The organism is Myxococcales bacterium, assembly GCA_016720545.1.
Lineage (GTDB): Bacteria > Myxococcota_A > Polyangia > Polyangiales > Polyangiaceae > JAAFHV01.
The window spans coordinates 471,606-495,347 of record JADKKK010000005.1; the positions used below are offsets into that span (position 1 = coordinate 471,606).

The window sequence follows — 23,742 nt, forward strand, 5'->3', positions numbered from 1 at the left end:
GAGCCCCCCTTGCACGATTTTCTGCTCCAGCTCGGCGCGAGCCCCAGCGCGCGCAAGGTCCTCGGCGCGCTCCGCCTGCCGCTCCCGCTGCCTCAACCGCTCGCCCGCGGCGTCGGGCCGTACGCCGACCTGGAGCTCCGCGACGAGGCCGTCGCGGTGGTCTCCGGCCCGCGCCCCGAGCTCGCCTCCGTGGTCGCGCACGAGCTGGCCCGCGCCGGCGCGAACCCGCTGCTCGGGAGCCCCGAGCTCGGCCCGAGCTTCCAAGGGCCAGGCGAGGCGTACGGGCGCCCCGCGCGGCCGCTCGAGTCGCTCGGCGAGCGTGCGGCGCTCGCGGGGATCGTCCTCGACGCGACGGGCCTCGCGGCGGTGCGCGAGCTGCGGGCGCTCTACGACGGCCTCGCGCCGCTCGTGGGCCGCGTGGCCCGGGGCGGCCGGGTGGTCGTGCTCGCGCGTCCCGCCGCGGGCGACGCCGGCGCGTTCGCCGCGCGCGCCGCCGTCGAGGGCTTCGTGCGCAGCCTCGCGAAGGAGCTCGGCGGTCGCGGCGTCACCGCGAACCTCCTCCGGGTGGCCGAGGGCGCCGACGATCGCGCGGCGCCCGTGCTGCGGTTTCTCCTCTCGAGGCGCTCCTCGTTCGTCACCGCCCAGCCGCTCGTCGTGTCGGCGACCGCGCGCGCGCTCCGCGAGCCTCCGCGCACGCGCCCCCTCGAGGGCAAGGTGGCGCTCGTCACCGGCGCAGCCCGCGGCATCGGCGCGGCGACCGCGCGCGCCCTCGCGCGCGAGGGTGCACATGTGCTCTGCATGGATCGCCCCGACGAGGCGCCCGAGGTCTCCCAGCTCGCGCGCGCCCTCGGGGGCACGCCGGTCCTCGCCGACGTGACCGCCCCCGACGCGGCCGAGCGGCTCGCCGCCGCGGCGGCGGCCCGCGGTGGCCTCGACGTGCTCGTGCACAACGCGGGCGTGACCCGCGACAAGACCCTCGCGCGCATGAAGCCCGAGCAGTGGGACATGGTCCTCGCGGTGAACCTCGAGGCGGTCATCCGCCTCACGCGCGCCCTCGATCCGCTCCTCCGCGACGACGGGCGCGTCCTCGCGCTCTCGTCGGTCGCGGGCATCGCCGGCAACATGGGCCAGACCGCCTACGCCGCCACGAAGGCCGGGGTCCTCGGCTTCGTGCAGGCCGAGGCGGCGCGACTCGCGGCGCGGGGCGTGACCGCGAACGCGGTGGCGCCAGGCTTCATCGAGACGCGCATGACCGCCGCCGTGCCGCTCGCGATCCGCGAGGGCGCGCGGCGCCTCTCTGCGCTGGGGCAGGGGGGCCTCCCCGAGGACGTGGCCGAGGCGCTCACCTTCCTCGCCACGCCGGGATCGCAGGGGCTCACGGGGCAGACCCTGCGCGTGTGCGGCGGCGCCCTCATCGGCGCGTGAGCGGGCGCGAGCGCAGAACACCGAGACGTAGAGGAGAGCGAGCATGAGCCGAAGCGAGAACATCCGCCAAAATCGCGGCCGGGCCGTCGTCATTCGTGGGGCGCGCACGCCGTTCGTGCGGGCCTTCGGCGACCTCACGCGGGTCGACACCATCGCCCTCGGCGCGACGGCCGTGCGAGGTCTGCTCGAGAAGGTCGGGCTCTCCTACAAGGTGGTCGACGGCATCGTGTGGGGCGGGGTCATCCTCCCGAGCGCCTCGCCCAACGTCGCACGGGAGATCGCCCTCGACGTGGGGCTCGGCGCCGCATGCGAAGGCATGACGGTGACCCGGGCCTGCGCGTCGGGCCTTCAGGCCATCACCCTCGCCGCCGCGGCCATCGAGCGAGGCGAGGCGGACGTGCTCATCGCCGGCGGGAGCGACTCGACGAGCAACGCCGAGATCAAGCTCCCCCAACGCGTCGTGCACGCCCTCGCGCCGCTCGCGCTGGGTAAGCCCACGCCCGCCGACGTGCTCGGGGCGCTCGCGCAGCTCGCCCCGTTCACCGACGTGTTCCCGAGGGCGCCGAAGATCGCCGAGCGCTCGACCGGCGAGGTCATGGGCGAGAGCGCCGAGCGCATGGCGCGGCGCAACGAGATCTCGCGCGAGGCCCAAGACGCCTTCGCGCTCACGAGCCACAAGCGGGCCGCGCAGGCGATCGCCGACGGGCTCTTCGACGACGAGGTCGTCCCCGTGCGCCTGCCCGACGGCCGCGAGATCCGGGTCGACGGCCTCGTGCGCGCCGACACCACCCTGGAGAAGCTCGCGAAGCTGCGCCCCGTGTTCGCGAAGGACGGCACGCTCACGGCCGGCAACTCGAGCGCCCTCACGGATGGCGCCAGCGCGGTCCTCCTCATGAGCGAACACAAGGCGCGCGCCCTGGGCCTGGCCCCGCTCGCGTCGTTCAGGTCGTGGTCGTACGTGGGCGTAGACCCCCGAGACCAGCTGCTCATCGGGCCCGCCATCGCGGTGCCACGCGCGCTCGAGCGCGCGGGGCTCGCCCTCGCCGACGTCGATCTCGTCGACCTCCACGAGGCCTTCGCCGCGCAGGTGCTGAGCGTGACCAAGGCGCTCGGGAGCGCGGCCTTCGCGAGGGCGCGTCTCGGGCGCGAAGAGGCGGTCGGCGACATCGATCCCGCGCGACTGAATGTGCACGGAGGCTCCCTGGCGCTCGGTCACCCGTTCGGGGCGACCGGCGCGCGCATGGTCACCACCATGGCCAACGCGCTCGCGCGCACCGGCAAGCGCACGGCCGTGCTCGGCATCTGCGCCGCGGGGGGCCTCGGCGCCGCCGCGGTGCTCGAGCGGTTCGAGTGAGCCCGGACACCCATGCGGTCTGCATGGGTGCAGAGTGCAAATACTGGCTTGGTCCAAGCGCGAGGCACGCAGAAATCACGGGCAAGTTCAGCGGGACGCGCGAGATCCGCCCGCGGGCCGGGATTTGCACCCATGTGTGCAGAGTGCACTAAAATCTACGCGCGCTTGACGACGAAGGGGCCGAAGCCCTGCGCCACGGGCATGAGCTCGATCACGTTCAGGTTCACGTGGGCCGGTCGCGTGATCGCGAAGTGCACGACGTCGGCGATGTCGTCCGCGGAGAGGGGCGTCATGCCCTCGTACACCTTGCCGGCCCGCGCGGCGTCGCCCTCGAAGCGCACGACGGAGAACTCGGTCTCGACCATGCCGGGCTCCACGCAGGTGACCCGCACGCCGGTGCCGGCGAGGTCCGCCTTCATGCCCTGCGAGAGCTGGTGGACGAACGCCTTCGTGGCTCCGTACACGTGGCCGGCGGGGTAGGGGTACGTCGCGGCGACCGAGCCGATGTGCACCACGTGCCCGCGGCCGCGCGCCACCATCCCAGGCAGCAGCGCGCGGGTCGCGTACACGAGCCCCTTGCAGTTGGTGTCGATCATCGCCTCGCAGTCGTCGACTGAGGCGCTCATCATCGGGTCGAGCCCGAGCGCGAGCCCGGCGGAGTTGATGAGGATGTCGACCTCCGCGTAGGCGGGCGCGCGGGAGGCCAGCGCCCCGAGCGCGCTCTCGAGGGCGCCGCGCTCGCGCACGTCGAGCGCCTCGACGTGGCAGCGCTCCCCGAGCTCGGCCGCGAGGACGTCGAGGCGCTCTCGTCGCCGCCCCACGACCACGACGCGCGCGCCGTCGTCGTGGAGCCGGAGCGCGCACGCACGCCCAATGCCCGAGGTCGCGCCCGTGATCACCGCCGTCTTGCCTTCGAGTCGCTTCACTGGCTGTCTCCTGCTCGCGCTTCGTGCGATCTCGCGCTTGCCGCGCGTCGACTCCCTGATAGCGGAAAACGGGCTTCGTCGCCCGTCGCCGTCGCGCCGCCGAGCGACTCGATGCCCGCGGACGTTTGCGCTATCGCTCTCCCCATGGCTCTTGTCCAGGTCACGGCGCGCTTCGCCCCCGCCAGCGCCCGACCCCGACCGCGTCAGGCGTTCGCGCGTAGGGGCGCCTGGTCCGCTGCCGCGCCGCTCGTGCTGCTCGTCGCGACGACCTCGCGCGCGGAGCCCGCGGCCGACGCGGGAGCCCCGAGCGCCCCGAGCGCGCCAAGCGTTCAGGTCGAGGCGCTGTCGCCGGCGTCGCCCCCTGCGTCGGGCAAGCTGATCGTGCACTTCGCGCCCTCCGAGCCGAACATGGTGCTCGAGCGCGCGCCAGAGAGGCGCCGCGGCGACCACACGGACCACGAGGGCTGGACCGTCGTCTGCCTCGCGGGCTGCACCGTCGAGCTCGATCCGCGCGGCCGCTACCAGGTGGGCGGAACCTACGTCTCGCCGGCGTACGTGCCGCTCCCTCCCGGCCCCGGCCGGTACACCGTGAGCGCCACGCCCGGCTCGCTGCGCGCCAGCGAGCTCGGGGTCGGGTGGCTCCTCGCCGGGGCGTCGGCGTTCGTCGTGGGCGGGTCGACCGCGGCGATCATGGGCAGCGCCGGCGCGCTCAAGAACGTGGAGGACGGCTCCGCGACGCAGCTCGTGTTCGTGTCGGCCCTCGCGATCGGGGCGGTCGGGCTCGTGCTCACCGTCACCTCCCTCGCGTTCCGCGCGGGAGGCGACACCGAGGTGCGCGTGGAGCCGAGCGCTCGGTAGGCGCCGCCCGGCTGCGCCCGCCCGAGCACCCCGCGTCAGTCTTCGTCGGTGGCGCGCAGCTTCGCGAGCACCGAGAAATCCTCGAGCGTCGAGGTGTCGCCCTTGGTCTCGGTCGCGCCGCTCGCGATCTCCTTCAGCAGCCGCCGCATGATCTTGCCGCTGCGCGTCTTCGGGAGCGCGTCGGCGAAGCGGACCTCGTCGGGGCGGGCGAATTTTCCGATCTCGCGATCGATGTGCTCGGCGAGCTTGGCCTTCATCGCCTTGTCGGCGGTCTGCCCGCCCTTCAGTGTCACGAACACCACGATGGCTTGGCCCTTCAGGTCGTCGGGCTTGCCCACGGCGGCCGACTCGGCGACGGCCGGGTGGCTGCCGAGCGCGCTCTCGAGCTCGGCCGTGCCGATGCGGTGACCCGCGACGTTGAGCACGTCGTCGATGCGGCCGACGACCCAGAAGTAGCCGTCCTTGTCGCAGCGCGCGCCGTCGCCCGTGAAGTACACGCCCGGCATCTGCGACCAGTACGCCGACGCGTACCGCGCGTCGTCGTTGTACAGGGTGCGGGCCATGGAGGGCCACGGCCGCCGGATCACGAGCTTGCCGGTCTCGCCCCCCGCGCAAGGCTCGCCGGAGTCCTTCACCACTTGGATGTCGATGCCGAACATCGGCAGGCCCGTGGCGCCGGGCTTCGAGTAGCACGCGCCGGGCAGGGTGGTGAGCATCACGCTGCCGGTCTCGGTCTGCCACCAGGTGTCGACGATGGGGCAGCGGCCGCCGCCGATGACGCGGTGGTACCAGGTCCACGCCTCGGGGTTGATGGGCTCGCCCACGCTCCCAAGCAGGCGCAGGCTCGAGAGATCGGCCTTCTGCGGCCACTCGTCGCCCCAGCGAATGAAGGCGCGGATGGCGGTCGGCGCCGTGTACAGGATCGTGACGCCGTGCTTCTCGATGATGCTCCAGAAGCGGCCCGGATCGGGGAAGTTGGGCGCCCCTTCGTACATCAGGCACGACGCGCCGTTCGAGAGCGGGCCGTACACGATGTAGCTGTGGCCGGTGACCCAGCCGACGTCGGCCGTGCACCAGTAAAGGTCCTTGTCTTTTAGATCGAACACGTGCTTCGCGGTGACGTGCGCTCCCGCCAGGTAGCCGGCGGTGGTGTGCAGCACGCCCTTCGGCTTGCCCGTGGAGCCCGAGGTGTAGAGCACGAAGAGCGGGTGCTCGGCGTCGAACGCGTCGGGTGCCTTCGCCTTCGCGAGGCTCTCGGCCGAGGGCCTCCGCGCGAGGAGCATGTCCCACGTGTGGTCGCGGCCGTCCGCGAGCGAGATGGGCGCGAGGTTCTTGCCGATGCGCTCGAAGACCACCACGTGCTCGACCGTGGGCGTGTGCTCGAGCGCCGCGTCGGCCATCTTCTTCAGCGGCACGACGTTGCCGCGGCGCCACGCGCCGTCTTGGGTGATGAGCGCCTTCGCGCCGAGGTCGTTGATGCGATCGCGGAGCGCCTCCGAAGAGAACCCGCCGAAGACCACCGAGTGCGTCGCGCCGATGCGCGCGCACGCGAGCATCGCGATGGCCGCCTCGGGCACCATTCCCATGTAGATCGCGACGCGATCGCCCGCTTGGATGCCGAGATCGAGGAGCGCGGCGGTGAGGCGCACCACCTCGCGGTGCAGCTCGAAATACGTGATGGTGCGCGAGTCACCCGGCTCGCCCTCGAACACGATCGCGGCGCGCGTGCGCGCCGACGTGGTGAGGTGGCGATCGAGGCAGCTCTCGGTGAGGTTCAGCTCCGCGCCCACGAAGAACTTCGCCTTGGGGAGCTCCCACTCGGAGAACGTTTGCCAGGTCTTTCGGAACACGAGGTCCTGGGTCTGCGCGCGCCAGAAGGTGTCCGGGTCCTCGAGCGACTGCGAGTGGAGCGACGCGTACTCGGCGTGCGAGCGCACGCTGGCCGTCTCCGAGAACGTGCTCGCGGGCACGAAGCGCTCTTGCTTCTGGGGCGACTCAGGCTTTTCGGACATGGGGCTCTCCACTCCAGGGTTCGGGGCGCCGCGCGGCGGCGAGGTGGCGCTACTCTAAATCAGCCACGCCAGGGGCGTCATCGAAGTTGCCGGCCGCCGCGCCGTCGAGCGCGCCGTGGACCAGCAGCGTGTAGAGGCGGTCCTCGCCCACGCCACGCTGCTCGAGCGGCTCACCGCGCTCGCCCTCGTCCGCGCGCGTGAACCCGGCGGCCTCGTAGAGCCGGACGGCGCTCGCGAAGACCGTGCGCGTGCGCAGGCCGACCACCGTGAGCCGCTCGCGCCGGGCGACGTCGAGGAGCCGCTCGAGCAGCGCGCGCCCGAGCCCCTCGCCGCGCGCCTCGGGGGCGACGAAGAGCTTGGAAATCCAGCCTCCCGTGCCCCACGGCTCGAGGCAGGCGACCCCCACGATGGCGCCGCCGGGCCGCTCGGCGACGAGGTCGACGGTGCGTCCGCCCAAGTCCCCGCGCGAGCCGAGGCCGAACACGTCGGCGTCGGCGCCCTGGGGCTCGGGCTCCACGCCGTGCTCGCGGAGCGCGGCGAACACGAGCGCGACGCAGGCGCCGACGTCGGCCGGGGTCGCTCTTCGGATCGTGCACGCCGCTCGCCGTGTGTTCTTCGCCACCGTCGTAGCGTACCTTGTGCGCATGCACACGGGGTCGACCAGGTTCGCGCTCGCGGTGGCCGCCGCGCTCGCGCTCGCGCTCGCGGCCTCCGCGCCCTCCGTCGCGTACGCGCAAGACGCGGACGACGAGCCCCAGGCCGCGCCCGCGCCGCTCCCTCGCGATCCGGCCCGCGCGCTGCAGGCCGCCGACGAGGGCCGCAAGCTCGAGGCGGCGGGGAAGACCGACGAGGCATGCGCAGCGTTCGCGCGCAGCCAGGCGCTCGATCCCCTCGGGACGACGCTCGTGCTCCTCGCCTCGTGCCACGAGAAGCAGGGCAAGCTCGCCACGGCTTGGTCGGAGCTCGGCGAGGCCGCCGCGCTGCTGGCGCGCGAGAAGAACGCGGAACGCGAGGCGTTCGCCCGAGGGCGCGCGCGCGAGCTCGAGCCGAGGCTGTCCGCGCTCGTGCTCGAGGGCGTCGAGGGCACGTCGGTGGAGACGCTCACGGTGGACGGTCAGGCCGTCCCGAAGCCCGCGTGGGCGCGCCCTATCCCCCTCGACGTGGGCGAGCACACCCTCGTGTTCGCCAAGGTGGGCGCAGAGCCCGCCTCCGCCACCGTGCGCGTCCCGGGAGGCGCCGCGAAGGTGACCTACCGCGTGCCGACGCTCTCGGCCGCGAAGGTCGCGTCGCTCCCGGGCTCGGGCGATCCTCCGTACCTCGGCTACGGGCTCGCGGGCGCGGGGGTCGTCGGCCTCGGGCTCGGCGCGGTGTTCGGTGTGTCGGCGCTCTCCGCTGGCTCGGACGTGAAGGCGGCCTGCGACGCGCAGCGGCAGTGTACGGCCGACGGGCTGAAGCGCCTCGACGAGGGCCGCAGCGCGGGCACGCTCTCGACCATCGGCTTCGTCGCAGGCGCGGCCCTCGTGACCGCCGGCGTCGTGCTGGTGGTGCTCCACAAGAGCGGCCCGCCTGCCCGCGGGCGGGGCACCCTCGAGCTCCTCCTCACGGGCCGGGGGACCTTCTGATGCGCGCGCTCCGCTCGTCCCCGCGCTCGTCGCGCTCGGTGGCCTTCGTCGTGCTTGCGGCCCTCTCGACGTCCGCGGGCTGCACGCTCGTCGCGGGCCTCGGCGGCGACTACACGCTCGCGCCGGGCGAGGCAGGCGCGGACGCCGCGGCGCCGCTGGATGGACCCACGCCACCCCCCTCGGACGCGCCGCCGCCGCCGCCCTTCGACGCGCCGGTGCCGCCGATCACGGGGGAGGGACGTGTGCTCTACAGCCTTCGTGGGACCTACCTGCTCCTCGAGGCGAGGGCGGGCGCGACCCCCGTGGCCGTGGAGCCAGCGCTAAATCAGGTGTCGCCGGGGCGCGACACGCGCATGAACCTCGGGGCCGACGGCTCACTCGTGGTCGAGACTAGCCGCTTCGGCTGCTCCGACCCGTGCCTCGCGGTGTTCTCGCCCGACCTGAAGGCCGGCGAGCGCGTGCTCGCGGGCGGCGGCCCCGTGACCAACATGCGCGACGTGGTGCCCGCGGTCGCCGGCAACGGCGCCCTCGTGGTGTTCGGAGGCCAAGGGCCGCACTCCCGCGATCTCTACGAGAGCCACAAGACGGGCAGCGCGTGGTCCGCCCCGGCCCTCCTCACGGGCGGCTCGGATCAGCCCAACAACTTCAAGCCGTCTATTTCCTCCGATGGCTCGAGGGTGCTGTTCGACTGCGGGCCGAACCCGTTCGGCTCCGACGCGACCGGCATCTGCGAGGTGGGCCTGAACGGGAGCGGCTTCCGGCGAGTGATTGGCCCCGAGGGCGGGCCTGGAGGGGGGAAGAACACCCACAGCCCCTCGTACGGTCGAGACGGCACGATCGTGTTCGAGGGCGAGTGGAGCGCCGAGCAGATCTGGCGCATCCCGCCGGGCGCCTCCTCCCCCGTGCTCGTGAATGGGTCGTTCTCGAACGACAACACCCCCTGCGTCTTGCCGAATGGCAAGGTCGCGTCGCTCTGGCTGCAGCGGCCGGGCAACCCGCAGGGCTTTCACGAGCTCAAGATCATGAACAACGACGGCACCGACATGTTCATGCTCCTCACCGGCGTCGACGTGGACGACATCGGCCTCGGCTGCGGGAACTGACCGAGAGCGGAGGCCTCTCGCGGGGCTCACGGGAGAGCCACGCAGCCCCCGCCGCGGCACGACGCCCGCGCCTCGCGGAGCTCGTGGACGGTCGCTCCTCCCTCGGTGACGGTCGGCTGGGCGAGGCACTCGCAGCGCGCGCCGCCGGGCGCGCACGCGCGCGCGGCCTCTCCGAAGCGCGCCGCCTCGGCCGCGTTCACGGCTCTCAGCCGCGCCGAGCCGCAGCAGTCGACGAGCTGCTCGACTAGGGCGCAGTCGGCGTCGCGCGAGCACGCGCGAGAGAACGGGAGCGGCGGCTCCGCTTGGCCCGCCTCGCAGGGCATGGTCCACGACGGCCCCGCGGGCGTGGGCGAGGCGGCCCCGGGGGGCTTAGTGGCGCACGCGGCGATCAGCGGGACCAGCAGGGCCAGCCCCGCCCCCGCTCGCGCGCCGCTACCAGCCGAGCCGCGCACGCAGCCAGCCCGTGAGCTCGGCGGCCATCTGCGCCTGCAGCGCGTCGTTGGGGTGGTAGTCGCACCCGGTGATCTGGCCCCCCACGTATTCGGTCATCGAGTACGCGTACACCTTGGTGTCGCCGAGCGCGGCCCGCTCGGTGACCACGTATTGGGTCATCGCGGCGAGGCGCGAGCGCGCCCGCTGCCCCGCGGGGTAGTTGTCAGTCGCCGTGGCCGGCACGATGAGGAAGATGTGGGCGCTTGGGTATTTGCCGCGCACCGTCCCGATGAAATCCAGGTACCCCGGGCGCATCACGCTGTCGTCGACCTCGGCGTCCAGGCCGGTGGCGAAGAGCACGAACGCGTCGGGGACGAAGTCGGCGTGATTCCAGGTGACCGCGGCGCTCTGGGGCAGCGTGCGGTTGAAGATCACGGGCAGCGTCACCGTGTCGGTGGCCGAGTAGTTCTTTGTGATGCCCTTTCCAGAGACACCTAAGAACACGAGATCGGCCCCCACCGCGGCGGCGCTGATGGGCGGCGCAGCGAGCTCGGTGTTCTGGTTGCCGGCGTTGGGCGTACACACAGGGCCCGCGCCGAGGATGCCATACCCGTTGATCACCGAGTTGCCCATGATCTCGAGCTTGCGCGTGCGCGCAGGCGGCGGGGGCAAGAGGCGCCCGCCACCCGGGAACGTGAAGCCGCGGAACTGCACGGCGCCGTAGTTGCCCTCGGTGCGCTTCACGAGCTCCACCGTGTGCGTGCCCGCGGGCAGCCCCGCGACGACGGTCTGCGTCGCCACGCCGGAGGTGACCACGAGCGGCGTCGCCTCCATGACGCCGTCGACGTAGATATCAAAGTAGCTCGGGCCGCCGCCGAAGCCGTTGGTCTGCTCCAGGGTGGCGGAGACCTCGGTGCCCTCGAAGCGCACCTGCGCGCGCGACGCCGCGTAGGCGCCGCGCGGCCCGGCGGCCGGGGTCGTGTCGAAGCGGCCAATGTAGCGCACCGCGGGCGGGCCGGCGTCGGGGGGACCGGCCTCGGGCGCTGCGTCGACGGTGGCGTCGGGCGCGGCGTCCACGGCCGCGTCGGCGGTGGCGTCGGGCGCGGCGTCGGCGGTGGCGTCGGGGCGCGCGTCGACTCCGGGAGCGTCGGCGGAGGCGTCAGCCGCGGCGTCGGGCGCGGCGGTCGCCGCGGCGTCGGGCGCGGTGGGCGCGTCGGCCTGCGCGTCGGCCGCCGTGGAGGCGTCCGAGTCGCCGTCGCCGCCGGTGCTGCCGCAGGCGCTCGCCGCCGCGCTCGCCAGCGCCAGGATCGCCACCCCAAACCATCGTGCGCGCCCCGCGTGTCGCCTAAGCATGCCTAAGGGTGACCCAGAACCCGGCGGCCACCAACAGGAACCGCAGGGCGCGGGCGTTTCATGGCTCAAGCGTCGGAGGCGAACGCGATCTTCCCCAGCTTCGCCTCGTCGTCTTTCGCCGCCGCGCGCTCGGCCTCGAGCGCCTCCGCCTCGGCCTCGAGGTCGACGAAGCGGTACCTCACGGGGCTCTCGGCCTCGGCCCCCGGCGCCACGCGCACGAGCTCGTTCGCCTCGTCCCGGAGGTCCACGTCCCCACCGAGCTCCACCACCGCGCGCGTGAGCTCGCGGTCGCTCGGCGGGGCACCGGCCGCCGCGGTCCACGCGCGCTTCAAGGCGCCCTCCGTCACCTGCAGGCCTCTGCGCGTCCGCTCGAGCACCTCGCGCAGCACCCCGAGGCGCCCGTTCTCGCGCGCGACCGCCGCCGCCTGCCGCGAGCGCCCCAGCGCCCGCACGAGGGGGAACAGAAAGAGCGCCAGCGAGAACACGAGCGGGATGGCGCCGAGCACCACCGGCACGCCGTCGTACGGGAGCGGGAGGACCTCCTCGGGCGACCGCACCCTCTCGAAAATATTCGCGAGCCTCGCGAAGGTGAGGTTCGCCTGCATGGCGAACGTGGCCATCGCCAGGTTGAACCCGTTCAGCAGGCCGATGAGGATGTTGCTCCCCACGGTGTTGCCGGTGAGGCCAGGCAAGACCTTCGGCGTCGCCCACGCGGCCGGGGGAGAGGGCGGCGGCGCGGCCTGCGCGGTGAGCCGGAGCGCCTCGAAGCGGTAGGTGATGCCGCCCCCCTCGGACACGTCCACGTCGCCGTCGTAGTCGAGCATGAGCCGCGCCATCATCGGATCGGCGACCTCGCGCGGGAGGCCGGTCACGCGCATCACGTCGAACAGCCCGATGCGCCCGCGCTGCGCGCGGATCTCGGCGACCACCCGCTGCTCCAGGGCGTTCGGCTCCTCCGCGGGCGCGGCGGGGCCAAAGACGAAGCGGTTCACCTTCTCGTAGAAGGGGGTCTGGTCTTTCGGGGGCGCGCTCCTCCGTTGCCACGCCGAGCCTTGGGGCTCGTAGGGCCCGTAGCCGATCGCGACGGGCGAGAAGGGGTGGAAGGTCCAGAAGAGCGCGTCCGCGAGCACCCGGAAGAGGCCGCCCACGAGCGACGCGCCGGGCAGCCCGTCGCGGTCGCCCTGCTTCGCGATCGTGAGGGCGATGAGCACCCCGATGAACATCGCGACGTACGCGAAGATGACGACCGTGAGCCAGGCGCGCACCACGAACCGCGCAGCCCCCGCGAGGGTCTTGCCGACCGTGGCGAGCCCTCGCTGGAGGGCGTCGCGGGTCTCCCATGGCTTCGTGAACCCGGTGGGGAACAGATAGACGAGCTCCCCCGCCTCCGTGACGCGCAGGTGGCCGCGGTACTCCTGGGTGAGCCACGTGAGACCGCTCGACGCGTCGCGGAGCGCGAGCCCGCTCGCGGCCGCCGCGTCGGCCACGGTCATGGGACCTTTGGGAGCGAGCGCCGCGCCAGCCTTCGCGACGGCCGCCTCGAGCGCGCGGGCCGCCTCGCGGGGCTCCATGAAGGTGGGCTTCGGGGTGGACACGCGGGCAACATAAGCCCTACGCGCGCGCTCTGCTCGCCCGCAGTACCGCCGACCACCGCCGGCATGGGCGCCCACGACGGCCTCGCGGGGGCGGCGCCTCCTTGCTACACCGGCGGCGTGCACCGAGCTCTGCCCTCCTCCCTGGTCCCGCTGGTCCCGCTGGTCTCTCTGATCGCCGCGCTCTCTCTCTCGGTGGGGGCCGCGTGCTCCTCGACCTCGGCCCCGCCCGCGCCGCCCAGCCCCGCCGAGACCGACGCGGCGGTCGCGCCGCTCGCGCCGGCGCTGGGCATGAACGACGTGTCGGTGCTCCTGCCGCTGCCGAGCTCGCCCGGGGCGCCCGGCGTGCTGGGCCCCGAGGACGCCGGCGAGCGCGGCCCGCTGCTCCCGAAGGCCACCTACGACGCCATCCCGAAGTTCGGAGTCACGCCCGCGCAGGGCCTCGACTACGCGCGCATGCGCGTCGTCGCCGTGCGGTTCGACCCGTGCTTCCCCGGGCCGGCCGGGTGCGATCCCCAGGTGCGCCTGGTCATGATGCCCATCACCGACGCGGGCAGCACGCTCGACTCCGCGATACACCTCTTCTATCGGCTCGAGGAGGCCGAGCTCGCGCCGCTCGTCGCCGAGCTCCGGCGCCTCCGCGGGCTCGCGCCCGAGGTGAAGGACGCGCCCCTCGACGTGCACGCGGGCCTCGCCGCGCAGGGCCTCGAGGGCCCCTACGGCAAGGGCCTCCGCGCGCTCGTCCTGCGGTATGCGGGCGACGACCGCTTCATCCGAATGACGTTCTTCCTGCGCGCCCCGCCGCGCCAGGAGGAGTGGTTCTTCGGGGGCTTCGACCGGGTCGACGGCAAGCTCGTCCAGCTCAACATCGTCGGCGTCGGGAAGGCCAATCAGCGGGTGAACCGGCCCATCGTCCCCGAGGGGTACTCCTACGAGCTCGTGCCGTCGCCCAAGGTGCCGGAGGACATCGACGCCCTCCTCACCACCGAGAAGGCGAAGGCCGCCTCGCCGGCCGCGCGCGAGGCCGCCGTGGGCGCGCTCGCCCGCATCGAGAACCCGGCCAAATACGGCCCCGACCAGCTCTCCTGCGCCGGCTGCCACCTCGCGACCTACGTCGGCGCCGCCACGCGCGCCGCGCACGGCCTCGACGTGTCGAAGCACGCCGACGCGTACAAGTCCTCCCGCGATCTCACGCGCGTCACCGAGTCGAGCACCGAGGCCTCGTCGCTCCGCGCGTTTGGCTATTTCGCCAGCCGCCCGATGATTGCCAATCGGGTCATTTACGAGTCGGCCGCGGTGGTCGACGAGCTGGAGAAGCGGTATCCGAGGAAGTAGGGGGCGCGAGTGGACGTGACGAACATGCTGTCGCGTCACTCCACGCGCCGGCATCTCCCACTTCCCGCGCCCGGCGAGGGACTTGGTGCCTGACAGGCACCAAGTAGGCACCAAGTCGGCACTAAGTCCGTACCAAGTTCAAGTGCTGGAACTTGCAGACGTTCCACGCACGCTTGCCGAGCTCATGACCCCTCGGGCCGCACCGACCGCACCAAGTTCCGGGACCAAGTCGTCGCGCCCCTGCTGGACGCCGGCCTCCTCGAGATGACCATCCCCGACAAGCCGAGGAGCTCGAAGCAGGAGTACCGCACCACCGAGGCCGGGCGCGCTGGTCACCGCGAGGCGAAGATGACCCGCAAAAAGAAGCCGACCGCCTCCCTCGTGCGCTCCTCCGCAGCCGAGTACCTGACCTTCGTGGCGGCCAGCGGCACGGGCGGCGTCGAGGCGGTCTACGCCGACGAGAACGTGTGGCTCAGCCAGAAGATGATGGCGCAGCTCTACGACGTCGACGTGCGGACCATCAACTACCACCTGAAGACCATCTTCACGGACAGCGAGCTGGAGGAGGACGCAGTTATCCAAAGTTTTCGGATAACTGCCGCCGACGGCAAGACCTACGACACCAAGCACTACAACGCGCCTCTGGCTGCAGCGGCGCTCGAGGTGCCGAGTCAGTCCCAGACCGTGCGAACCACGCCCGACTCGCGGATTCGTTCGTCCGCCGTGACGAGGGCGGCCTTGTTCACGCGCGCGGTGGCGACGATGAGGCGGTCCGCCGGATCCGCGTGCGACCACGAGAGCTGGACGGCGCCCACCGCGATTTGTGGAAGAAGTGGGAGCAGCTCGGTGCGCCGGTCTTCACACAGGGCTGCCTCGAGCCACAGGGTGTAGGGACGCGCGAGCAGGTCCTCCTCGTGGAGCAGCCTGGCTCGGAGCGAGGAGCTCGGCTCGCGCGGGAGGGGAACGACGCGCGCGACGGGCCGCCCACGCTTCGTGATCACGAAGCGTGGGCGGCTCGCCTCGACCTCGTCAAAGAGGGACAGGCACTTGGCCTTGAACTCGGCCGCCGAGACCTCGCGAATGTCGGTCGGCTTGCCCTCGGCCTTGCCCTTCGCCTTCATGGTCACGAACGTATCGCTCGTGACCACTTGGGGCAAGCGACCGTCCGGAGGGGGAAGCCGGGGGCGAGCCCGGGGCGCGCCGCGGTGGGCGCCGACCGCGAGCCGCGAACACCAGGCGCGCCCGTCTTGATAGCAGCTCGCCCGCGTTGGCGGCCCGGAAACGGCACGCCGATCCGCTCCGATTCGCGGCTCTTCCCGCCCCCCCCGCGTCCGGGGTAACGTACCCTGCGCACTCGTGCGCGCATGGAGCTTGCGATGACAGAGCCTGGTCCTCGGTTGACGAGGTCGCGAAACACTTGGGGGTGGTGCAGGACTCGATCTGCCGCTGCATCGAGGCCCGAGTTCTCCCAGCTCACAAGATCGGCGGACTCTGGACGTTCAAGCTCTCGGAGGTCGACGAGTGGGGTCGCGCGGGCGGCGCCGAGTGCAGCGAGAACGCCGCCACCAAGAGGCCACCGAGGGTCAAAAGGGGGCGTTCGTGAGTGGCAAGTGCATGGACGTCTTTTCGCTGCGCGACTCGATCGTCGGCGAGTACCGCAAGTTCGCTACGTCGTTCACGACCATCCACGCGGACGACATTCGCTCGCAAGTAGAGGCGATCTACTCGGAGGGTCGCTTCTGGCCGGACCCGCTCCTCCAGATCAACCCTAGCTACAAGCGCGGGCTGAACCTGGGGACGCTGATCTCGAACGGCGCGCTTGAGCCGCGCACCGCCGACATTTTCCGCGCCGACGGGGCCCCGCTCTCCCTCTACAAGCACCAGGAGCAGGCCGTCGTCCTCGCCGCGCAGGGCGAGAGTTACGTGGTAACGACGGGCACGGGCTCGGGCAAGTCGCTCTGCTTCTTCATCCCCATCGTCAGCGCGATCCTCGCCGAGAAGCGGCGTGACCCCGCGCGCCGCACACGGGCGATCATCATCTACCCGATGAACGCGCTGGCCAACAGCCAGCTCGAAGAGCTCGCGAAGTTCGTCGGAACGCCAGGTCGGAGGACCGCAAGGTCACCTTCGCCCGCTACACGGGCCAGGAGGACAGCGAGGAGCGCCAGGCCATCGCCGACAACCCGCCCGACATCCTGCTGACCAACTTCATGATGCTCGAGCTCCTGATGACCCGGCAGGACGAGCTCGACCGCAAGGTGATCGGCAACTGCCAGGGCCTGCGCTTCCTGGTGCTCGACGAGCTGCACACCTACCGCGGTCGCCAGGGCGCCGACGTCGCGCTCCTCGTGCGCCGCGTTCGCGAGCGCCTGTCGCCCGAGAAGCTCCAGTGCATTGGCACCTCCGCGACGATGGCCAGCGAGGGCACGGCTCGTAACAAGCAGGAGGTCGTCGCCAACGTCGCCTCCAAGCTGTTCTCGACGGCGGTCGATCCTAGCCACGTGATCATCGAAGAGCTGGAGCGTGTCACCGACAAGTCGAAGCGCGCCGAGTCGGTGCAGAGCGCGCTCGGCCCCGCCATCGACGCGGGCTTGCCTTCGAACGTCACAGATGAGGCGCTCAAGGGGCCCCCGCTTGCCATCTGGACCGAAACGCGGCTGGGCATCACGACGACGGACGCCAACCCTGCCTGGCACCGAGCCCGCCCGCGCACCGTCGACGAGGCGGCCCGCGAGCTGGCCGCGGAGGCGGGCCGCGACGAGCAGACGTGCAAGCACGCGCTCCGCACGCTACTGCTCGTCTCGAGCCTCCCCGAGTGACCGCACCGGGAATGAGTCGGCATCCCACCGGAGCTTCTTCGCCTTCAAGCTGCACCAGTTCATCTCGGGCGCGGGCCACGCCTTCGCGACGCTCGAGCCGCCCGGCGAGCGCACGGTCACGGTGGACGGGCAGCAGTACCTGCCCGGCGATCCCGGACAAGCGTCTGTACGCGGTCCACTTCTGCCGCGAGTGCGGGCACGAGTACCACCCGGTCCGTTTCGTATCTGACGACGGCGACCGGAGGTGTCTCGCGCGCGACATCGACGACGCCGCGCCCGCCAAGCCGACGACGACGAAGGAGGGCGAGGCAGACGAGCGCCCGACGCGAGGTCTTCGGCTTCCTCACGCTGCACAGCGCGACGCCGAGTTCACCTTCGCGGACCGCGAAGAGGACTACCCCGAGACCTGGCTCGACTTCGACGCCGCCGGCAACCCGCGCATCAAGAGCCACTACCGCAGCGCCCGCGCGCGCGAGGTCATCGTCGCGCCGAACGGCAAGCTCGGCTCCGGCTCGAAGGCCTGGTTCATCCCGGGGCGCTTCCGGTTCTGCCTTCGCTGCGGAACGACGCACGCCACGTCTGCCCGCGACCGAACGCGCCTCGCCTCGCTATCCGCAGAAGGCCGAAGCTCGGCGACCACGGTGCTCGTGTCGAGCGCGCTCCGCTGGATGCACGGGAAGGACTCGGGGCTGCCTACGCACACGCGCAAGCTCCTTGGATTCACCGACAACCGGCAGGACGCGGCGCTCCAGTCGGGCCACTTCAACGACTTTCTCTTCGTGAGCCTCATCCGCGCCGGGTTCCTCGGCGCGCTCGACGTCGCCGGGGACAAGGGCCTTCGCAGCGACGAGCTGGGGGCTGCGCAGCAGCGCACGCTCGGCTTCGATCGCGCCGCGCCGGAGCTGCGCGCCGAATGGCTCCTGGAGCCGACCGCTCAAGGGCTTCAACCTCCAGGAGGCCGAAAGCGCGCTCCGGCAGGTGCTCTCCTACCGGGTGTGGTTCGATCAGCGTCGAGGCTGGCGGTACACGAACCCGAACCTCGAGCAGCTCGGGCTCGTCGACGTCGAGTACCTCGGCATCGACGACTTGGCCTCGGACGAAGAACTGTTCGCGACGGCGCCCGACGTGCTTCGCCTCGCATCGCCCGTCGTGCGCAAGGCGGTCTATCGAGAGGTCTTCGACCACCTGCGGAAGTGGATGGCGATCCGCAGCCAGGTGCTCGACCCGACCGTCATCGAGCAGATGCTGCAGAAGTCCCACAGTCGCCTCCGTGCGCCCTGGGGCTTCGGCAACGACGAGAAGCCGCGCAAGGCGCGCTGGCTGCTCATCTCGCCGCCGTCCCGCAAGGACACGAGCCTCCGCGACGAGGACCTCATCGTGCGCGGCGGCTCGCGCAGCGCGCTCGGCAAGATCCTGCGTCGTCGGAACGCGCTCGCAGGAGCCCGAGGGTCCAGCTCTGGTCGAGCCTCCGCGGTGCGCCCTGAAGTCCAAGGACTTCGACGCGCTCATCGAGGCGCTGCTCAAAGCCGCCGCCACGCATGGGCTCGTCTCCGAGGAAGTCACGCCCTTCGGCGACCAGACCGGCTTCCGCCTCAACGACGCCTGCGTGCTCTTCAAGCGCGGCACGCCGGAGATCGATCCCGCACCCCAACGAGAACGCCTTCTTCCGCGACTTCTACGCGAACCTCGCATCTACGCTTCGCGAGCCGGTGCATCCGCTCTTTGGATTGGAGGCTCGCGAGCACACCGCGCAGGTCGACGGCGAAAGACGCGCAGTGCGCGAGAAGCGTTTCCGCTTCGGCGCGAAAGAACGCGAAGAGCTCGGCTCGGACGAGAAGCACCTGCGCGAGATCGGCGAGGCCAACCGTTTCCTGCCGGTGCTCTTCTGCTCGCCGACGATGGAGCTCGGCGTCGACATCTCGGCGCTCAACGCCGTCTACCTCCGCAACGTCCCGCCGACGCCCGCGAACTACGCGCAGCGCAGCGGCCGCGCGGGCCGCAGCGGACAGGCCGCGCTGGTGCTGACGTACAGCTCCTCGCAGAGCCCGCACGACCAGTACTTTTTCCGCGACCCGAAAGCGATGGTGCATGGAGAGGTCCGCCCGCCGCTTCTGGATCTCGCGAACCGCGACCTCGTCGAGAGCCATCTATCCGCCGTGTGGCTTGCGTGCACGGAGCTGCCACTTGACCCGTCGATCGCCGAGCTTCTCGTGCTGTCGCAGGTAGGGCGCCCGCTCAAGAAAGACGTGAAGGAACCGATGGCGCTTCCCAAGGTCGCCGAGGAAGCGCGACGCCGCATCCAGCAGGTGCTGGACCTCCTCGAGGACGACCTCTCGCCCAGGCTGGCGCCTTGGTACCCCGGCCGCGACGTGTTCGCCGACGAGGTCGTCGAGCGCGCCCTCACCCGCTTCGAGCAGGCCTTCAACCGCTGGCGCGACCTCTTCTCGGCCGCCGAGCAGCAGCGCGACGCCGCCCGCCAGACCATGGACGGACTACGCCGCGCCGCCAGGAGAAGAAGGCCGCGCAGAGCCGCCACGCGCAGGCCATCGATCAGCTCAACCTGCTCCAACGCGGTACGAACAGCCTGTCGAGCGACTTCTACACCTACCGCTACCTCGCGACCGAGGGCTTCCTGCCCGGCTACAACTTCCCGCGCCTGCCGCTCATGGCCTACATCCCGGCCACCGCCGATGGTCGTGGTCGGCAGACCTACCTCCAGCGCCCGCGCTTCCTCGCGCTCTCGGAGTTCGGGCCGCGCAGCCTCGTCTACCACGAGGGGCGCGCCTACCGCGTCGTCAAGGCGATGCTCTCGCTGAACCAGCAGACGAGCGCCACGGCCGACGTGCGCCTGCCGACCAAGACCGTGCGCATCTGCAAGGCGTGCGGCGCCGGGCATTGGTCCGACGAAGCCTCGATGTGCCATGCGTGCGGCGCGTCGCTCGGTGACGCCGAGATCGTCAACCACACCTACCGCATCGAGAATGTCTCGACTCAGCCCGCGGAGCGCATCACCGCCAACGACGAGGAGCGCCAGCGCCAGGGCTTCGAGCTGCAGACCACCTTCGAGTGGGCGACGCGCGACCACGCGCTCGACGTGCGTAGGGGCGTAGCGCTCGACGCCGAGGGCGACATCGCGCGGCTCGCCTACGGACCGGGCGCCACCATTACACGTTTGAACAAGGGGCTTCGGCGACGCAAGAACCGCACGGAGCTCGGGTTCAAGATGGACCCCATCTCCGGCTACTGGGCGAAGAATGAGGACGAGAGCGACGAGGCTTCCGACCCGACTGCCTCACCTCGCCAGTGGATCGTGCCGAGCGTCCAGGATCGCAAGAACGCGCTCTTGCTCCAGCCCTCCGACACCGAGCTTTCGCAGGCGACGCTGACGACGCTGCAGCACGCGCTGCTGCGCGGCATCGAGGCGGTCTTCCAGCTTGAGGAAGGCGAGATCCTCGCCGAGCCGATGCCCCAGCGCGACGCGCGCACCGGCTTCCTATTCTACGAGGCAACTGAAGGCGGCGCGGGTGTTCTCACGCGGCTGGTCGGCGAACCCGAGCGCCTCGCCGAGGTGGCGCGCGAGGCGCTCGCCATCATGCACTTCGACCTCTCGAACGGGCTGCCCGAAGCCCCGACGACGCTGGTCGACGGCCCGGCCGGCTGTGCGTGGCCGCCTGCTACCGCTGCCTCATGTCCTACTTCAACCAGCCGGACCACGAGCTGCTCGACCGCCGCAACGGCGACGCCCGCTCTTGCTGCGGCTCGCGGGCAGCTCAACGGGCCTCGAACGCCAGCGCCGCGGCGTCCTGCCGATCCGCCACCCATCGGATCCCGGGCGAGGCTCGCCTCGGCGTGGCGCGCCTACGCGCGGCCGCGAGCTCCCTCCCCGGATTCGGAGCCCCTCGTGATCGATGAACAGGCCGTCGCGCTGGTCTGGCGCGGCCACTACGTCGCGGCGCTCCTCGCAGAACGCCGAACTCGCAGCGAAGCTCGAAGACAAGGGCTTCGAGGTCGTGGTTCTCGGCGAGACGAAGCGTCGTGGGCCGAGCCCCTCGGCGCCTCGCGAAGCTCCTGGGGAGGCCAGCGTGAGCACGACGGCAACGACGTCGACGCCGCCTCGGGAGCGCGCTGGAGCCCCGGCAGCCTCGTCCGGGCGCGTGGCCGCGAGTGGATCGTGCTCTCCGGCAGCGACAGCCGAGGTCCTACGCGTGCGCCCGGTCTCCGGGCTCCGAAGAGGACCAGACCTTCATCCACCTCGGGCTCGAAGCCGACCCGGTCACGGACGCCTCCTTCCCAGGCCCGAGCCGCGCAGAAGGCCAGCCACGACGCGGCGCTCTTGCTCCGCGACGCGCTCGTGCTCTCGTTGCGGCGCGGCGCCGGACCCTTCCGGAGCTTCGGCCAGATCGCCATCGAGCCGCGCGCCTACCAGCTCGTGCCGCTGCTCATGGCGCTCAAGCTCGACCCCGTGCGCCTGCTCATCGCCGACGACGTCGGCATCGGCAAGACCATCGAGGCCGCGCTCATCGCGCGCGAGCTGCTCGACCGCGGCGACATCGAGCGCTTCACGGTGCTCTGCCCGCCGCACCTCGTCGACCAATGGGTGACCGAGCTCGAAGGGCGCTTCCACCTGCGGCCCGTTGCCGTCACAGCGGCTGGCGCCGCGCGCCTCGAACGCAACCTGCCTCCGAGCGAGAGCATCTTCACGACGCACGCCCACACCGTCGTCAGCCTCGACTACATCAAGAGCGAGCGCCGCCGCGCGGAGTTCCTGCGCGCGTGCCCCGAGCTGGTCATCGTCGACGAGGCGCACACTTGCGCGTCGACCGGCCAGGGCCGGCACCAGCGCTACGAGCTGCTGAAGGGGCTCGTCCGCGAGAAGGCGCGCCACCTGGTGATGCTCACGGCCACGCCGCACAGCGGCGACGAGGATGCCTACTTCCGCCTGCTCGGGCTCTTGCACCCCGACTTCGCGGCGCTCTCGACCACGTCGGGCGACGAGCACAACCGAGCTCCGCGAGCGCCTCGCGGCTCACTTCGTCCAGCGGCGTCGCCCCGACATCGCCGAGTGGAAGGAAGGCAATCTCTTCCCGCGTCGCGAGACCACGGAGCTGACCTACAAGCTCACCGGCGCCTGGGAGGCCTTCTTCGACGCCGTGCTCGACTACTGCGCGGCTGTTGTCGCGGCGGCCGGCGAGGACACGAAGAGGCAGCGACTCAACTTCTGGGGCACGCTCGCCCTGATGCGCTGCGTGGCTTCGAGCCCTTCGGCCGCTGTCCAAGCGCTGCGCACGCGCGCGGGCCTCGAAGACGAAGTGGCCGAGGAAGACGTCCAGGCGCGCGTCTTCGATGGCGCCGCCGACGCGCTCCCGGAGGACGACATCGAGCCGCCTGCTCCTGCGGAGGACGAGGCCCTCGCCGCGCTCATCACCCAGGCTGAGGAACTGGCGGGCCAGACGGGCGATCCGAAGCTCAAGCTCCTCACGGACCACGTCGACGCAGCTCGTGACGGACGGGTATAGCCCGGTCGTCTTCTGCCGCTACATCGCGACGGCGCACTACCTGGGCCAGCACCTCGCCGCGAAGCTCAAGGACGTCACCGTCGGCGTCGTCACGGGCGAGGTCACGTCCGACGAGCGCAGGGTGCGCGTCGATGAGCTAGGAGACGCTGAGCGTCGTGTGCTCGTCGCCACCGACTGCCTTTCCGAGGGTGTGAACCTCCAGGACCACTTCGACGCGGTCGTCCACTACGACCTCTCGTGGAACCCCACGCGCCACGAGCAGCGCGAAGGGCGTGTCGACCGCTTCGGTCAGAAGAGCCCGGCGGTGCGCGCGACCTTGATTTACGGGGAGAACAACCCGGTCGACCGCGCCGTGCTCGAGGTCATTCTCCGCAAGGCGGACAAGATCCGCGAGGAGCTCGGCGTCCCGGTGCCGCTGCCCGACGACGGGCACACGCTCAGCCAGGCGCTGCTGAAGGCCGTGCTGCTCCGGAATCGCGAGCGCGACGGCAGCACCAGCAGGCCTTCTCGTTCGTCATGGAGGAGGCCAAGGCCATTGAGACGCGCTGGCACGACGCCGCCGAGAAGGCGAAGAAGAACCGCACCGTCTTCGCGCAGCGCCGTCTGAAGCCCGAGGACGTTCTCCCCGAGTGGAAGAAGTCGCTTCGCCGCGCTCGGCGGCCAGGAGGACGTGCAGCGCTTCACCGGCCGCGCCCTCGCCCGCCTCGGCGGCGCCGAGCCCATGGAGCCCCAGCGGCGCGGCTTCAAGACGCCGCTCACCGCGCTGCCCGAGGACGTGCGCGAACGCCTCGGAGGCCGAGGGGCTCGAAGGCACCTTGCTCATCGACTTCGACTACCCGCCCGCGCCCGCGCTGCCGGCCGGTGCAGCGGAGCCACCCGCTCGTCTCCGTGCTCGCCGAGACGCTGCTCGAACGGACCCTCGGAACGGCGCCATGGCCGATGCGAACGACCCGGGCGTGCTCGGCCGCGTCGGCTGCTGGGTGGCCGAGGACGTCACGTCGCGCACCCTCGTGGCGCTCGTGCGCTTGCGCCACCAGCTCACCTCGCAGCGGGGCGCGCAGGCCACGGCGCTCCTCGTCGAAGAGGCGACCGCGATTGCGTGGACCGGTGGGCCAGCCCCGCTCGAAGGGACCGACGCGCTCGCGCTCCTTTCCCCGCTCCGGTCGCCGACCCGCCGCCGCACGTCCGCGAGCGCGCCGTCACGCAGGCGCTCGGCCAGCTCGAGGCCCGCCTGTCGGAGCTCGACGCGTTCGCCGAAGCGACGCGCCCAGGCGCTCCTCGCCGACCACCGGCGCGTGCGCGAAGCCGCCGAGGCCCGCGGCCGCTACAGCGTGAAGGCGCTCCTTCCGGCCGACGTCATCGGACTGTTCGTGCTGCTGCCGAAGGTGGACTGAA

Annotated in this window: 18 protein-coding genes and 4 pseudogenes; 13 read left to right on the forward strand and 9 right to left on the reverse strand. The window is 71.8% G+C overall.

Annotated elements, in window-relative coordinates; genetic code table 11:
- Positions 1-9: 9 nt before the first annotated feature.
- Together IPQ09_13675 and IPQ09_13680 are read left to right on the forward strand one after the other, a co-directional pair.
- Positions 10-1,425: a 3-oxoacyl-ACP reductase gene (locus IPQ09_13675; protein ID MBL0195256.1), complete on the forward strand. Its 1,416-nt coding sequence runs from the start codon at positions 10-12 to the stop codon at positions 1,423-1,425.
- Between the two features lie 43 nt (positions 1,426-1,468).
- Entirely contained in the window at positions 1,469-2,779 is a 1,311-nt protein-coding gene (locus IPQ09_13680) for an acetyl-CoA C-acyltransferase (protein ID MBL0195257.1), read from the forward strand.
- Between the two features lie 155 nt (positions 2,780-2,934).
- On the opposite strand, the gene IPQ09_13685 is transcribed toward IPQ09_13680, so the two are convergent.
- Positions 2,935-3,705: an SDR family NAD(P)-dependent oxidoreductase gene (locus IPQ09_13685; protein ID MBL0195258.1), complete on the reverse strand. Its 771-nt coding sequence runs from the start codon at positions 3,703-3,705 to the stop codon at positions 2,935-2,937.
- A gap of 144 nt (positions 3,706-3,849) precedes the next feature.
- Here IPQ09_13685 and IPQ09_13690 point away from each other — a divergent pair, with 144 nt between their 5' ends.
- Complete coding sequence (locus tag IPQ09_13690) at positions 3,850-4,563, forward strand: hypothetical protein (GenBank protein ID MBL0195259.1); 714 nt, start codon at positions 3,850-3,852, stop codon at positions 4,561-4,563.
- A 35-nt stretch (positions 4,564-4,598) separates the two neighbouring features.
- Here the strand turns inward: IPQ09_13690 and acs are convergent, their stop codons facing one another.
- Complete coding sequence (gene acs, locus IPQ09_13695) at positions 4,599-6,575, reverse strand: acetate--CoA ligase (protein MBL0195260.1); 1,977 nt, start codon at positions 6,573-6,575, stop codon at positions 4,599-4,601.
- Positions 6,576-6,624: 49 nt separating this feature from the next.
- A complete protein-coding gene (locus IPQ09_13700; protein ID MBL0195261.1) occupies positions 6,625-7,197 on the reverse strand; it encodes a GNAT family N-acetyltransferase in 573 nt (190 codons plus the stop codon).
- Between the two features lie 22 nt (positions 7,198-7,219).
- On the opposite strand from IPQ09_13700, the gene IPQ09_13705 reads away from it, so the two are divergent.
- Positions 7,220-8,197, forward strand: coding sequence for a hypothetical protein (locus IPQ09_13705; protein MBL0195262.1), 978 nt, complete (start codon positions 7,220-7,222; stop codon positions 8,195-8,197).
- A complete protein-coding gene (locus IPQ09_13710) occupies positions 8,197-9,300 on the forward strand; it encodes a hypothetical protein (GenBank protein MBL0195263.1) in 1,104 nt (367 codons plus the stop codon). Before IPQ09_13705 ends, IPQ09_13710 begins: the two co-directional genes overlap by 1 nt.
- A gap of 26 nt (positions 9,301-9,326) precedes the next feature.
- Here the strand turns inward: IPQ09_13710 and IPQ09_13715 are convergent, their stop codons facing one another.
- The 3 genes from IPQ09_13715 to IPQ09_13725 form a co-directional block, all read right to left on the reverse strand.
- Complete coding sequence (locus tag IPQ09_13715; protein ID MBL0195264.1) at positions 9,327-9,623, reverse strand: hypothetical protein; 297 nt, start codon at positions 9,621-9,623, stop codon at positions 9,327-9,329.
- A gap of 109 nt (positions 9,624-9,732) precedes the next feature.
- A complete protein-coding gene (locus IPQ09_13720; GenBank protein MBL0195265.1) occupies positions 9,733-11,046 on the reverse strand; it encodes a hypothetical protein in 1,314 nt (437 codons plus the stop codon).
- A gap of 104 nt (positions 11,047-11,150) precedes the next feature.
- Positions 11,151-12,656 (reverse strand): hypothetical protein, encoded by a 1,506-nt coding sequence (locus IPQ09_13725; protein MBL0195266.1) that lies wholly within the window; start codon positions 12,654-12,656, stop codon positions 11,151-11,153.
- Positions 12,657-12,797: 141 nt separating this feature from the next.
- On the opposite strand from IPQ09_13725, the gene IPQ09_13730 reads away from it, so the two are divergent.
- Both IPQ09_13730 and IPQ09_13735 read left to right on the forward strand, forming a co-directional pair.
- Positions 12,798-14,012 (forward strand): hypothetical protein, encoded by a 1,215-nt coding sequence (locus IPQ09_13730; GenBank protein MBL0195267.1) that lies wholly within the window; start codon positions 12,798-12,800, stop codon positions 14,010-14,012.
- Positions 14,013-14,360: 348 nt separating this feature from the next.
- Positions 14,361-14,648 (forward strand): annotated as a pseudogene (locus IPQ09_13735) (cell filamentation protein Fic).
- Positions 14,649-14,683: 35 nt separating this feature from the next.
- On the opposite strand, the gene IPQ09_13740 reads toward IPQ09_13735, so the two are convergent.
- Positions 14,684-15,055 (reverse strand): PIN domain-containing protein, encoded by a 372-nt coding sequence (locus IPQ09_13740; protein ID MBL0195268.1) that lies wholly within the window; start codon positions 15,053-15,055, stop codon positions 14,684-14,686.
- Positions 15,056-15,279: 224 nt separating this feature from the next.
- Between IPQ09_13740 and IPQ09_13745 the strand changes: the two genes are divergently transcribed.
- The 3 genes and pseudogenes from IPQ09_13745 (at position 15,280) to IPQ09_13755 (ending at position 16,831) form a co-directional block, all read left to right on the forward strand.
- Positions 15,280-15,615, forward strand: coding sequence for an excisionase family DNA-binding protein (locus IPQ09_13745; GenBank protein ID MBL0195269.1), 336 nt, complete (start codon positions 15,280-15,282; stop codon positions 15,613-15,615).
- The gene (locus IPQ09_13750; GenBank protein MBL0195270.1) at positions 15,612-16,214 is read left to right on the forward strand and encodes a DEAD/DEAH box helicase; all 603 of its coding nucleotides are present in this window, start codon (positions 15,612-15,614) and stop codon (positions 16,212-16,214) included. The genes IPQ09_13745 and IPQ09_13750 overlap by 4 nt, the downstream gene beginning before the upstream one ends.
- Positions 16,130-16,831, forward strand: a pseudogene (locus tag IPQ09_13755) (DEAD/DEAH box helicase). The gene IPQ09_13750 and the pseudogene IPQ09_13755 overlap by 85 nt, the downstream one beginning before the upstream one ends.
- Positions 16,832-17,282: 451 nt before the next feature.
- Here the strand turns inward: IPQ09_13755 and IPQ09_13760 are convergent.
- On the reverse strand, positions 17,283-17,621 hold the full coding sequence (locus IPQ09_13760) for a hypothetical protein (GenBank protein MBL0195271.1): 339 nt from the start codon (positions 17,619-17,621) through the stop codon (positions 17,283-17,285).
- Positions 17,622-17,994: 373 nt separating this feature from the next.
- Positions 17,995-18,207 carry a hypothetical protein gene (locus tag IPQ09_13765; GenBank protein ID MBL0195272.1) on the reverse strand — a complete coding sequence of 71 codons (213 nt, stop codon included), beginning with the start codon at positions 18,205-18,207 and terminating at the stop codon, positions 17,995-17,997.
- Between the two features lie 399 nt (positions 18,208-18,606).
- On the opposite strand from IPQ09_13765, the gene IPQ09_13770 reads away from it, so the two are divergent.
- The 3 genes and pseudogenes from IPQ09_13770 (at position 18,607) to IPQ09_13780 (ending at position 23,741) form a co-directional block, all read left to right on the forward strand.
- Positions 18,607-19,647 (forward strand): hypothetical protein, encoded by a 1,041-nt coding sequence (locus IPQ09_13770; GenBank protein MBL0195273.1) that lies wholly within the window; start codon positions 18,607-18,609, stop codon positions 19,645-19,647.
- Positions 19,635-20,426: pseudogene (locus IPQ09_13775) on the forward strand (DUF1998 domain-containing protein). Before IPQ09_13770 ends, IPQ09_13775 begins: the two are co-directional and overlap by 13 nt.
- A gap of 573 nt (positions 20,427-20,999) precedes the next feature.
- Positions 21,000-23,741, forward strand: a pseudogene (locus IPQ09_13780) (DEAD/DEAH box helicase).
- The last annotated feature ends 1 nt before the right edge of the window (position 23,742 follow it).

Excerpts from the sequence above, each read along its gene's own strand:
- IPQ09_13680 (MBL0195257.1), top strand. The coding sequence starts at position 1,469 with ATGAGCCGAAGCGAGAACATCCGCCAAAATCGCGGCCGGGCCGTCGTC.
- IPQ09_13690 (MBL0195259.1), top strand. The coding sequence starts at position 3,850 with ATGGCTCTTGTCCAGGTCACGGCGCGCTTCGCCCCCGCCAGCGCCCGA.
- acs (MBL0195260.1), bottom strand. The coding sequence starts at position 6,575 with ATGTCCGAAAAGCCTGAGTCGCCCCAGAAGCAAGAGCGCTTCGTGCCC.
- IPQ09_13705 (MBL0195262.1), top strand. The coding sequence starts at position 7,220 with ATGCACACGGGGTCGACCAGGTTCGCGCTCGCGGTGGCCGCCGCGCTC.
- IPQ09_13710 (MBL0195263.1), top strand. The coding sequence starts at position 8,197 with ATGCGCGCGCTCCGCTCGTCCCCGCGCTCGTCGCGCTCGGTGGCCTTC.
- IPQ09_13715 (MBL0195264.1), bottom strand. The coding sequence starts at position 9,623 with ATGCCCTGCGAGGCGGGCCAAGCGGAGCCGCCGCTCCCGTTCTCTCGC.
- IPQ09_13725 (MBL0195266.1), bottom strand. The coding sequence starts at position 12,656 with ATGGAGCCCCGCGAGGCGGCCCGCGCGCTCGAGGCGGCCGTCGCGAAG.
- IPQ09_13760 (MBL0195271.1), bottom strand. The coding sequence starts at position 17,621 with ATGAGGCTCACGAAGAGAAAGTCGTTGAAGTGGCCCGACTGGAGCGCC.
- IPQ09_13765 (MBL0195272.1), bottom strand. The coding sequence starts at position 18,207 with ATGAGGTCCTCGTCGCGGAGGCTCGTGTCCTTGCGGGACGGCGGCGAG.